The following is a 12,036-nucleotide window of genomic DNA, read 5'->3' on the forward strand; positions in this document are numbered from 1 at the left end:
CATGGGTTTTCTTGTACGGATTCGCTTTATCATATTGTGTGGTGTCTTATGCCTGCCATTATTTGCGTACACGGCTGATATTGAACCGGACCCTGTAGAACAAGTGACAGAAACCCCGATTTCGCTGGATTTTCAGGATGCGCCAATAAGTGTGATATTGCAGGCGCTGGCAGATTATCAGCAGTTGAATTTAGTGGTTATGGATAGTGTAAAAGGGAAATTGAGCATTCGCCTTAATCAGGTTTCCTGGCAACAGGCGCTGTCTGCGATTTTAAAAGCAGGCCAGTTGGATGCAGAACTTGATGGTAATGTGATGGTGGTTATTCCTCGTCAGGAGAAAGAGGCTCAAAGCCAGCGTGATAAACAGCTTCAGGAACAGCAGACGGAGGATCTACCGTTAACCACCTTTAAATATCGGGTTCACTATGCGGATGTTAACGAATTGGCTAAGTTGCTTAATGGTCAGAAAGGCCATTTCTTAACTGACAGAGGAAACATAGTCGCAGATGTAAGAACCAACATTATTATCGTCAGGGATATTGCTTCCGCGATACCGGCAATAAAGGCTTTTTTACAAGAGATAGATAGCCCGCAACCACAGGTATTGCTAACGGCGCATATTGTGACTATCAGTCAGGAAAATTTGCAGGAGCTGGGAGTCAGATGGGGATGGGGCGGAGAATCGCTATCAGAAGGTATGAGTATCAATAGTCAGTTTAATGTGGGGTTAGCCGCAGGTTCACCTGCCGGGCAAATCGGGTTTCAGCTTGCGCGTATCAACGGGCGTTTGCTGGGGTTAGAGCTATCGGCGATGGAAGCAGAGAGCAGTGTGGATATTATCGCCAGCCCCCGGCTTATGACAGTAAACCGGCAGACTGCCAGTATCAAACAGGGAACGGAGATCCCTTATGAGGTTTCCAGTGGTGCCAGCGGTGCAACATCCATTGAATTTAAGCAGGCAGTGCTGGGGCTTGAGGTGACTCCGCAGATCTTTCCGGGGGGACAACTGGAACTGGCACTGCAAATTAGTCAGAACATGCCGGGGAAAGGGTTGAAAAAAGGAGATGGAAGTGAAATTTTGACTATAGATACACAGGAAATCAAAACTCAGGTTTCTGTGGTCGATGGCGAAACCATCGTACTGGGCGGTATTTTTCAGCAAAACAGGCTATCAGGAAAAGAGCGGGTTCCGCTATTAGGTGACATTCCAGTTTTGGGTGCTCTGTTTCAGCGTAATTCACAAAAACAGAGTAAAAGGGAACTGGTGATATTTATTACGCCAACCATCATTACCACCCCGGCAATAGTATCAACGGGAAAATCATTAAATGGTTAAACGAATAGCTTTCGGGAAAATATATTTTTCATGATGACACCCATTCAACAGGGCATAAATTATCAGATAGTTATTTTTCAAATAGCATCCAAATTTGACGCGTAGGCGGATTTAGCTTACAAGTGTCTATCTGAAACCGGTCTGATATGAGGTTTGAGCCTAAAATTTAATGGATTTATTGTGCTCTGCCACCGAGAAATTGAGGTGTTAAAATTTATTAGGTTGCCAAACCACCTATAGTGTTGAGATAATTTCCAGTCTGATCTCACACATCATGCATATGAGGTTTCAGGTGAACTCCCGTTTATGTATTTACCTTACGGGGCGGGTTGTCATTAACGAATTATCTTAGTAATACCAATAAAATATGGCAGAGAAACGCAATATCTTTCTGATCGGTCCTATGGGTGCAGGTAAAAGCACAATAGGTCGTCAGTTGGCTCAACAGCTTAATATGGAGTTTGTAGACTCCGATCACGAGATTGAACGCCGTACTGGAGCTGATATAGCCTGGGTATTCGACGTAGAAGGCGAAGAGGGTTTTCGCGATCGTGAAGAAAAGGTTATTAATGAACTGACGGAAAAGCAAGGCATTGTCCTGGCTACTGGCGGCGGTTCTGTAAAATCAAAAGAAACCCGTAATCGTTTATCCGCACGCGGTATTGTGGTGTATTTAGAAACTACAATCGAAAAGCAACTGGCTCGTACTCAGCGCGATAAGAAACGTCCTCTGTTGCAGGTTGATACACCGCGTGAAGTGTTAGAAGCTTTAGCGTTGGAACGTAATCCTTTGTATGAAGAGATTGCTGATGTCACCATTCAGACCGACGATCAAAGCGCCAAAGTTGTTGCAAACCAAATTATTCAGTTAATCGAAAACCGCTAATTTTTAATGTGCACGTTCTGCATTAAATCTAAGAATAAGATTAAAAAGGCATGCTATGGAGAGGGTAAGTGTTACTTTAGGAGAGCGTAGCTATCCTATTACGATTGAGGCTGGTCTGTTTAGCCACCCGGATTCTTTTCTTCCTCTCCGGTCTGGAGACAAAGCACTAATTGTTACCAATGAGTCTATTGCTCCGCTCTATCTGGAAACGGTAAGCAAGAGCCTGGAAACCTTAGGTGTGATTGTCGATTCCGTAATATTGCCTGATGGTGAGAAGTATAAGACGCTGTTGGTGATGGATCAGGTTTTCACTCGCCTGCTGGAAAATAATCATGGTCGTGATACCACACTAATTGCGTTAGGCGGTGGTGTGATTGGCGATCTGACTGGCTTTGCTGCGGCATGCTATCAGCGGGGCGTGCGTTTTATTCAGGTGCCAACCACACTCTTGTCTCAGGTTGACTCATCTGTCGGTGGTAAGACGGCGGTTAACCATCCACTGGGTAAAAATATGATTGGGGCGTTTTATCAGCCCGCATCAGTGGTTATCGATCTTAACTGTTTGAAAACCTTGCCTAAGCGTGAGCTTTCATCGGGCATGGCTGAAGTGATTAAGTATGGCATCATTTTAGATGCAGACTTGTTCGACTGGCTTGAACAAAATATCGATCGGTTGATGGCACTGGATGAGCAAACTATGGGGTACTGCATCCGCCGCTGTTGCGAGATTAAAGCACGAGTGGTGGCTGCGGATGAACGGGAAAACGGTGTCAGAGCACTGTTAAATCTTGGTCATACCTTTGGTCATGCGATTGAAGCGGAAATGGGCTACGGTAACTGGTTGCATGGCGAAGCGGTATCTGCGGGTATGGTTATGGCCGCTGAAACGGCTAAATTGCTGGGTACTTTTAGCCAGCAGGATATTGACCGAATTAAGCGTTTGTTATTACGTGCAGATCTTCCGATTTACGGGCCAGATAGTATGAAACCCGAAACTTATATTCCTCACATGCTGCGCGATAAAAAGACGCTGGCAGGTAAATTACGTTTGGTATTACCAACGGCCATCGGCCAGTCTGAAGTGAAGAGTGGTGTTGAACATCAGGTGGTGTTGTCAGCCATAGGAAATTGCCTGATATAATTCCAGCGCCCGCGGTAGTTATTATTCATAGAAGTGTTGTTGTCGCGGTATATTATTTATCTGAAGGGGTGGTAAAGTGCGAGTAGAAAATCAAGACGACTTTGAATCTGATGAAATGAAACTGGATGTTGACGATCGGGTAGCTCGCCGTGAGCGTAGCAAACCACAAAAGAGCGCATCGGTATCTCGTCAGCATATAAAGATTGGTATTGGTATTCTGGTGCTGCTGCTTCTGATTTTTTTGGTAAGTTCAGCCTTAAAGAGTCCGGCACCACAAAATAATGGGCCACGGGAAGTTAATCTGGGTACCAACTCAGCTTCTGGTACGCCACAGCAAACAACGAATACTCCAGCGACTAATTCGCCACCACAAGAAATTACTCCACCGCCGATTTCCGGTACGCCTACAGAGTCTCAACCACTACCGGGTACTCCAAATCAACAGCGCGTTGAAATTCCGGGGGAGATAACGGATGCGCTGACGGCACAACAAGAGCAGTTGAACCGTTTGAAAGAGACAGAAATGCCAGGCTCAGGTACCCCGGTTACAAGTCAAGGGCGGCAGCCTGCGAGTACGACTCCGGTAAAAACACCGGCTCAAAATTCTCAACCTGCGGCAACCTCTTCACGGCCAGCAACTCAGCCTAAACCGGTAAGCCAGCCAGCAACGGCACCAAAAACAACGGCACCAAAGGCGACTGAAGCTCCGGCTGCGCCTGTTGCTAAAGGTTCTACAACGCCAGGCAGCGCTGCCGGGCTGTCTGCAATTCCTTCAAATCGTGTGACATTACAGGTTAGCAGCGCTTCCCGCTCTGATACGTTGTTAGCTTTCGCGAAAAAGAACAATATGACGGACTACTGGGTGTATTCAACCCGCCGTGATGGCAAGCCGTGGTTTGTTTTGGTCACCGGTAATTATGCTTCAGCCACGGAAGCCCGTTCTGCATTATCAGGCATGTCGAAAGAAGTTCAGGCGAACAAGCCATGGGTAAGATCTATGCAACAAGTGCATCAGGATCTCAAACAAAAATAACCATAAAATGAGCAAATGTGCTGCTTGAAACAGAGTGCAGAACGCCGTTGTGAAATGTATAAGTAGCTGACTCGCAGCATGAAAAAAAATCGTTCTTTTTTAAAATGGGCCGGGGGAAAATATCCTCTGGTCGATGAAATTCGGGAGCATTTGCCCAGAGGGAATCGTCTAATCGAACCTTTTGTTGGTGCAGGCTCAGTATTCCTTAATACCGATTATGATGAATATATTCTGGCGGATATCAATAGCGACCTGATTAATTTGTATGAGATTGTTAAAGAGTGTGCCGGGCAAGTAGTAAAAGATTCCAGAGAACTGTTTAATGATGAAAATAATCAGGAAGCGGTTTATTACGAGTTACGTAAAGAGTTTAACCAAAGCCACGATCGTTATCGTCGGGCGCTGTTGTTTCTCTATCTGAATCGCCACTGTTATAACGGACTATGTCGTTATAACCTGAGTGGCGAGTTTAATGTGCCTTTTGGGCGCTATAAACGACCCTATTTCCCGGAACCTGAGATCTATTTTTTTGCTGAAAAAGCCAAAAGAGCCACGTTCTTTTGTGAGAATTATGAGCAGACGATGATGAAGGCTTCATCAGGTGCCGTGGTTTATTGTGACCCGCCTTATGCTCCTCTATCAGCAACTGCCAATTTTACGGCCTACCACACCAATAATTTTAACCTTAAAGATCAGCAACATTTAGCCTCACTGGCGCAGAATGTGGCTGGTAATTTAGGTGTTCCGGTGCTTATCTCTAACCATGCCACCGAATTAACCCGTGAATGGTATAAAGAGGCTAAGCTGGTGGTGGTCAGAGGGCGCAGAACGATTAGCCGTAATGTGACGGGTAGAACAAAAGTGGATGAACTATTGGCCTTGTATCGCCCGCGTTGATTAAATACTCTGGGTGCAGGCATTTGAATATTCTTAAACCGGACGGTTTGTTTTTAAACAATGTTTTCGATAACCAGTGGATATGTGCATGAATAAATTTCTGATAGCTCCTTCTATTCTTTCTGCTGACTTTGCCCGTTTGGGGGATGATACAGCGAAAGTATTGGCAGCCGGCGCTGATGTAGTGCATTTTGACGTTATGGATAACCATTATGTACCGAATTTAACCATCGGACCGATGGTGTGTCAGGCACTGCGTGACTACGGTATTACTGCGCCTATTGATGTACATTTGATGGTAAAACCGGTTGATAGGATCGTGCCTGATTTTGCCAGGGCCGGGGCATCCTATATCTCTTTCCATCCGGAAGCGTCGGAACATGTGGATCGCACCATTCAACTGATTAAAGAGCACGGTTGTAAAGCGGGCTTAGTCTTTAATCCGGCCACGCCGTTAAGCTATCTTGATTATGTTATGGATAAGCTGGACATGATTCTGCTGATGTCGGTTAACCCTGGTTTTGGTGGTCAGTCGTTTATACCATCCACTTACGATAAATTGCGTCAGGTTCGTAAGATGATTGATGACAGCGGCTGTGATATTCGTCTGGAAGTGGATGGCGGCGTTAAGGTCGATAACATTGGGCAGATTGCCGCGGCAGGTGCAGATATGTTTGTTGCCGGTTCAGCTATTTTCAATCAGCCGGACTATAAAGTGGTTATTGACCAAATGAGACAGGAACTGGCGAAGGCCACTCAATGAGTATGTTTACCGGCATTAAAGGAATAGGTTTCGATCTCGATGGTACGCTGGTCAACAGCTTACCGGGGTTGGCTGCGGCTATTGATGCCACATTGAAATCTTTAGGCTTACCTGTTGCCGGTGAAGAGCGGGTATCCCATTGGATTGGCAATGGCGCTAATGTATTGATTATGCGTGCATTAAGCTGGGCTGGCGGTGAATCGTCAAAAGAGTATCAGGACAGTGCCCGTACTCTGTTTGATCGTTACTATAGTGAATTTGTCGAATCGGGAACCCAGCTCTACCCACATGTGGAACCAACCCTGAGAGCACTGGCTCGTAGCGGTATGAAAATGGCACTGGTAACCAATAAACCGACGCCATTTGTCCGACCTTTATTGTGTTCATTGGGTATTTTAGACTATTTTAGCGTGATTATCGGCGGAGATGATGTGATTGAAAAGAAACCGCATCCGGCACCGCTCTATCTGGTTTTAGGTCAGCTAGGACTGCGAACGGATGAACTGGTTTTTGTTGGTGACTCCCGTAACGATATTCAGGCCGGTCAGGCAGCGGGTTGCCCTACGATAGGATTTTCCTACGGATATAACTATGGCGAATCGATAGCACTGAGTCATCCCGACCTTGTATTAGCTTCATTCGCCGATCTCCTGCCCGCTATCGGGCAACTTACATCAAAGATTAATTAGGACGAAATCATGAGTAAACCCATTGTATTTAGTGGCGCACAGCCATCAGGTGAATTGACCATTGGTAACTATATGGGAGCGCTGCGTCAATGGGTTCAGATGCAGGATGAGTATGACTGCATATACTGCATCGTTGATTTACATGCGATCACCGTCCGTCAGGATCCGGAAAAATTGCGTAAGGCAACGCTGGATACGCTGGCGCTGTATCTGGCCTGTGGTATCGACCCGAAGAAGAGCACCATCTTTATTCAGTCCCATGTTCCTGAACATGTGCAACTAAGCTGGGTTCTGAACTGTTACACCTATTTTGGTGAACTGAGCCGTATGACTCAGTTTAAAGATAAATCCAGCCGTTATGCGGAAAACATTAACGCAGGTCTGTTTGACTATCCGGTGTTAATGGCGGCAGACATCCTGTTATATCAAACGAATCAGGTTCCGGTTGGCGAAGACCAGAAACAGCATCTGGAGTTGAGTCGTGATGTCGCACAGCGTTTTAATGCACTGTATGGCGATGTGTTTAAAATTCCACAGCCATTTATTCCTAAATCGGGTGCCCGGGTGATGTCACTGCTGGAACCTACCAAGAAGATGTCTAAATCTGATGAGAACCGCAATAACGTGATTGGCCTGTTGGAAGATCCAAAATCAGTGATGAAAAAGCTGAAGCGTGCGGTAACCGACTCCGATGAACCGCCGGTGGTTCGTTATGATATTGAGAATAAAGCCGGGGTTTCTAACCTGTTAGATATTTTATCCGGCGTAACCGGCAAATCTATTGCTACGCTGGAGCAAGAGTTTGAAGGCAAGATGTATGGCCATCTGAAAACTGAAGTGGCTGATGCCGTAGGTAATATGCTGACTGAACTTCAGGAGCGTTATTATCGCTTCCGTAACGATGAGGCCTTCCTGCAACAGGTAATGCGTGAAGGTGCAGCTAAAGCCAGCGCGCGAGCCAAAGAGACAATGGAAAAAGTGAATCAGGCCGTTGGATTTGTGGCGATGCCGTAACTCACTTTGCGTTATATCAGCATTCCATTAGTAAGATGGAATGCTGATATATAAGCGTTTTTATTGCTGTTGTTCTATTCCGCTGTTTCAGTTACCTGCTTGCGTATACTCTCTACGTCTACTTTTTCCAGATATTGAATAATGTTGTAGTAAGCCCATTGATGATAGCCAAACTCGGGCTTTTTAAGTTCTTCAATGGCATCCTGTTTTGACCATCCAAGAAATACCAGACGGTACATTGCTACCATCAATCCGGTACGGTCACTACCATGCCAACAGTGGATCAGCACCGGTTTTGGCGCATGGTAGAGCTGCTTTAACGCCTGAATCACTTGCTGTTCGGTGAAGCGACCGGCTTCCATAGGGACATGGTAAAGTTTCAGCGATGTGCCCTGGGCCGCGCTGTTATCGGTATGGAAGTTACGCAGGTTAAGAATGGATTTAACTCCCCGGCGTTCCAGTTCCTGCATCTGTTCTGCCCCCGGCTGACCGGAACGGTAGAGATTTTTATCCACCTGATAAAAATTATCCAGCGTGGTGTCGCTCACTTTAGCGGCCGGCGTATGTGCATCGGTTTCAACCGGCATTGTGGCGATGGCAGAAGCAGAAGATAAAACCAGCAGGGCTGAACCAATAACACCTATTTTGCTGAAAATGTTCATGAATAATCCATTTGATGGTAAATATGCCATAGCTCTTTCGAGCTTAATCATTCCAGCGTTGCATCATAGCCATTTTTCTAACATTTTTCTTGTTCTATTACCTGACGACATCATTCGCTCGATTTAACGTTACTCTCACTAATTTTGGAGCAAAAAATTACTTTATAATTCATTTATATGGGACGGTTTAAGAAAAAAATTAAACGGAAACGATTGCTTTATTGTGAGATGCATATATCATACCGCGAATTTTTTGGCCCGGATTTAAGGAGATATTGTGTCGCAAGATAACAATTATAGTCAGGGGCCTGTCCCCCTGGCTGCGCGGAAAGGCGTGATTTCATTGACATTTGTCATGTTGGGATTAACGTTTTTTTCAGCCAGTATGTGGACCGGAGGCACTCTCGGTACCGGTCTTTCCTATAATGATTTCTTTTTAGCAGTTCTCTTCGGTAATCTTCTCCTCGGTATCTATACAGCATTTCTTGGTTATATCGGTTCTAAAACTGGACTCTCTACCCACCTCCTGGCTCGTTACTCGTTTGGTATTAAAGGCTCATGGCTCCCTTCATTCCTGTTAGGCGCTACTCAGGTTGGTTGGTTTGGCGTAGGGGTAGCGATGTTTGCCATTCCGGTGAGTAAAGCCACGGGGCTGGATACTAATATGCTGATTATAGTCTCCGGCCTGCTGATGACGGTCACCATCTTTTTTGGTATCTCAGCGCTAACCGTTTTGTCGGCGATTGCGGTACCGGCAATTGCGGTTCTGGGTAGCTATTCGGTTTGGTTAGCGGTAAATGATGTTGGTGGATTGGATCATTTACGCGCTATCGTACCGGAAACGCCGCTTAACTTTTCTACCGCGCTGGCGCTGGTGGTTGGTTCGTTTATCAGTGCCGGTACGTTAACCGCTGATTTCGTGCGCTTTGGCCGCAGTGCTAAAGGTGCAGTGCTGGTAGCAATGATTGCCTTCTTCCTCGGTAACTCACTGATGTTTATCTTTGGCGCGGCGGGTGCCGCTGCGGTAGGGCAGGCGGATATCTCTGATGTAATGATTGCTCAGGGGCTACTGATTCCTGCAATTGTGGTACTGGGTTTGAATATCTGGACCACCAATGATAACGCGCTGTACGCTTCCGGCTTAGGCTTTGCCAATATTACCGGCCTTTCCAGCCGTACTCTGTCAGTGGTTAACGGTATCATCGGTACGCTCACCGCGCTGTGGCTGTATAATAACTTTGTCGGCTGGCTGACCTTTCTGTCCGCGGCGATCCCACCAATTGGTGGTGTGATTATTGCTGACTACCTGATGAATCGCCGCCGCTATGCCGTTGATTTTAATAAGGTGCATTTCCTGCCGGTAAACTGGGTAGCGATTCTGGCTGTTGCTATTGGTATCGCAGCAGGTAACTACTTACCGGGTATCGTGCCGGTTAATGCGGTATTAGGTGGTGTTGTCAGCTATATGCTGTTTAATCCGCTAGTTAACCGTAAATTTGTAAAACTGTCAGAGGTAGGTCATGCAGAATAATTCCGTTGTCATTACCAATGCCCGTTTACAGGGGCGCAATGGTCTTTGGCAGCTTTCTATTGAAAATGGTGTTTTTAGCCGTATTGAGCCACAAGATGCTGCGGCTCCGGTGACCGGGCAGACTATTGATGCTGAAGGTGGTTTAGCCATTCCTCCATTTGTTGAGCCGCATATCCATCTGGATACGACGCAGACCGCCGGTGAGCCAAACTGGAACCAGTCCGGCACCCTGTTTGAAGGTATTGAGCGTTGGGCCGAGCGTAAAGCTATGCTGACTCATGACGATGTGAAACAGCGCGCTATGCAGACCCTGAAATGGCAAATGGCCAACGGCATTCAACATGTTCGTACTCATGTTGATGTATCCGATCCAACCCTGACCGCGCTGAAAGCCATGCTGGAAGTGAAGCAAGACGTGGCTCCCTGGGTTGATTTGCAGATTGTTGCTTTCCCGCAGGAGGGTATTCTCTCCTATCCAAATGGTGAAGCGTTGATGGAAGAGGCAGTACGCCTCGGGGCTGACGTTATTGGTGCCATTCCTCATTTTGAGTTCACCCGTGAATATGGCGTGGAGTCACTACATAAGACCTTTGCACTGGCGCAGAAGTACGATCGCTTAATTGATGTGCATTGTGATGAAATTGATGATGAGCAGTCGCGTTTTGTTGAGACGGTAGCTGCGCTGGCCCATCGCGATGGTACCGGTGCGCGTGTTACCGCCAGCCATACTACCGCAATGCACTCTTATAACGGGGCTTATACTTCCCGCCTGTTCCGTTTATTGAAAATGTCCGGTATTAACTTTGTTGCCAATCCGCTGGTGAATATTCACTTACAGGGGCGCTTTGATACCTATCCAAAACGTCGTGGTATTACGCGGGTGAAAGAGATGCTGGAAGCGGGAATCAATGTCTGTTTTGGTCATGATGATGTGTATGACCCCTGGTATCCACTGGGAACGGCAAATATGCTACAGGTGTTGCATATGGGGTTGCACGTTTGCCAATTGATGGGTTATGGTCAGATTAATGATGGTTTAAACCTGATAACAACCCATAGTGCTAAAACGTTGAACCTACAGGATTACGGTATTGAAACCGGACGTTCAGGTAATTTGGTGATTTTACCGGCCGAAAATGGTTTTGATGCGGTGCGTCGTCAGACGCCTGTGCGCTATTCTGTACGTCGGGGTAAAGTGATTGCCGAAACGGTTCCAAGCCAAACGACCCTGTATTTAAACCAGCCAGAAAACGTCAGCTTTAAGCGTTAATTCATTTATGCTGAAAATATGAAGGGTCGGATAGCTTATCCGCCCCTTTTTTGTCCGCTAAATCAGTAGCCGCTGAGAGGGAAAATCACTAGAATCGGGAAGGCTTGAATTTATTGCTACTTAACAAGAAGGTATTTTCTTATGTTGAAGCGTATTTGTATCACCCTAACGGCGCTGTTTTCTCTGGTCTTATTGGTACCTGCTGCACTGGCCGCTAATCCTCATGTTATGCTGACTACCTCACTGGGTAATATCGAAATTGAGTTGGATCAGGACAAGGCACCAATCTCTACCAAAAACTTTATTGCTTACGTTAAAGATGGTTTCTATGACGGAACGGTTTTTCACCGCGTAATCCCTGGTTTTATGGCGCAGGGCGGAGGTTTCACGACTGATATGAATCAGAAGAAGCCTAATGCTCCAATTAAAAACGAAGCGGCTAACGGTTTGAAAAACGTGAGAGGAACCATTGCAATGGCGCGTACTAATGCGGTTGATAGTGCGACCAGTCAGTTCTTTATTAACGTGGTTGATAACGATTTCCTTGACCAGTCTGCAGGTAACTTTGGTTATGCGGTATTTGGTAAAGTGGTGAAAGGAATGGACGTTGTAGATCAAATGATGAAAGAGAAAACTCAATTCTCTGGTCAACATCAGGATGTTCCGGTTACACCAATTGTGATTAAGTCGGCGAAGGTAATGCCGTAATATCGCTTTTGACGATGGAAAGATTGATAGAATCTGGAAAACTAAAAAAGGCGCATAAGCGCCTTTTTTAGTTTTGAACGGCTGGTTTGGTTAAACAGCTACGCGG

At 46.2% G+C, this 12,036-nt stretch carries 12 protein-coding genes; 11 read left to right on the forward strand and 1 reads right to left on the reverse strand.

All coding sequences use genetic code 11. The features are described from left to right. The first annotated feature begins 1 nt into the window (after window position 1). The 8 genes from hofQ to trpS all read left to right on the forward strand — a co-directional run bounded on the left by hofQ (window position 2) and on the right by trpS (window position 7,759). Window positions 2-1,336 carry a DNA uptake porin HofQ gene (gene hofQ, locus LPW36_RS08920; protein ID WP_230609338.1) on the forward strand — a complete coding sequence of 445 codons (1,335 nt, stop codon included), beginning with the start codon at window positions 2-4 and terminating at the stop codon, window positions 1,334-1,336. Between the two features lie 367 nt (window positions 1,337-1,703). Further along, window positions 1,704-2,222 (forward strand): shikimate kinase AroK, encoded by a 519-nt coding sequence (aroK, locus tag LPW36_RS08925; RefSeq protein WP_108900624.1) that lies wholly within the window; start codon window positions 1,704-1,706, stop codon window positions 2,220-2,222. Between the two features lie 55 nt (window positions 2,223-2,277). Beyond that, entirely contained in the window at window positions 2,278-3,363 is a 1,086-nt protein-coding gene (gene aroB / locus LPW36_RS08930; protein WP_230609339.1) for a 3-dehydroquinate synthase, read from the forward strand. 76 nt (window positions 3,364-3,439) lie between these two features. Further along, window positions 3,440-4,396: an SPOR domain-containing protein gene (locus tag LPW36_RS17850; protein ID WP_230609340.1), complete on the forward strand. Its 957-nt coding sequence runs from the start codon at window positions 3,440-3,442 to the stop codon at window positions 4,394-4,396. A gap of 78 nt (window positions 4,397-4,474) precedes the next feature. Continuing rightward, window positions 4,475-5,293, forward strand: a complete 819-nt coding sequence (gene dam / locus LPW36_RS08940; protein ID WP_230609341.1) for an adenine-specific DNA-methyltransferase — start codon at window positions 4,475-4,477, stop codon at window positions 5,291-5,293. An 88-nt stretch (window positions 5,294-5,381) separates the two neighbouring features. Beyond that, entirely contained in the window at window positions 5,382-6,056 is a 675-nt protein-coding gene (gene rpe, locus LPW36_RS08945; RefSeq protein ID WP_230609342.1) for a ribulose-phosphate 3-epimerase, read from the forward strand. Next, on the forward strand, window positions 6,053-6,745 hold the full coding sequence (locus LPW36_RS08950; RefSeq protein ID WP_230609343.1) for a phosphoglycolate phosphatase: 693 nt from the start codon (window positions 6,053-6,055) through the stop codon (window positions 6,743-6,745). Before rpe ends, LPW36_RS08950 begins: the two co-directional genes overlap by 4 nt. Before the next feature lie 9 nt (window positions 6,746-6,754). Further along, on the forward strand, window positions 6,755-7,759 hold the full coding sequence (gene trpS, locus LPW36_RS08955; RefSeq protein ID WP_230609344.1) for a tryptophan--tRNA ligase: 1,005 nt from the start codon (window positions 6,755-6,757) through the stop codon (window positions 7,757-7,759). Between the two features lie 74 nt (window positions 7,760-7,833). On the opposite strand, the gene LPW36_RS08960 is transcribed toward trpS, so the two are convergent. Continuing rightward, the gene (locus LPW36_RS08960) at window positions 7,834-8,421 is read right to left on the reverse strand and encodes a dual specificity protein phosphatase family protein (RefSeq protein ID WP_230609345.1); all 588 of its coding nucleotides are present in this window, start codon (window positions 8,419-8,421) and stop codon (window positions 7,834-7,836) included. 277 nt (window positions 8,422-8,698) lie between these two features. On the opposite strand from LPW36_RS08960, the gene codB reads away from it, so the two are divergent. The 3 genes from codB (at window position 8,699) to LPW36_RS08975 (ending at window position 11,930) form a co-directional block, all read left to right on the forward strand. Continuing rightward, entirely contained in the window at window positions 8,699-9,952 is a 1,254-nt protein-coding gene (gene codB, locus LPW36_RS08965) for a cytosine permease (RefSeq protein WP_230609346.1), read from the forward strand. Next, window positions 9,942-11,222: a cytosine/isoguanine deaminase gene (gene codA / locus LPW36_RS08970; protein WP_230609347.1), complete on the forward strand. Its 1,281-nt coding sequence runs from the start codon at window positions 9,942-9,944 to the stop codon at window positions 11,220-11,222. Before codB ends, codA begins: the two co-directional genes overlap by 11 nt. A 141-nt stretch (window positions 11,223-11,363) precedes the next feature. Then, a complete protein-coding gene (locus LPW36_RS08975) occupies window positions 11,364-11,930 on the forward strand; it encodes a peptidylprolyl isomerase (RefSeq protein ID WP_230609348.1) in 567 nt (188 codons plus the stop codon). Window positions 11,931-12,036 lie beyond the last annotated feature (106 nt).

Source organism: Limnobaculum eriocheiris (assembly GCF_021010575.1).
In the GTDB taxonomy this organism is placed as follows: Bacteria; Pseudomonadota; Gammaproteobacteria; order Enterobacterales; family Enterobacteriaceae; genus Limnobaculum; species Limnobaculum eriocheiris.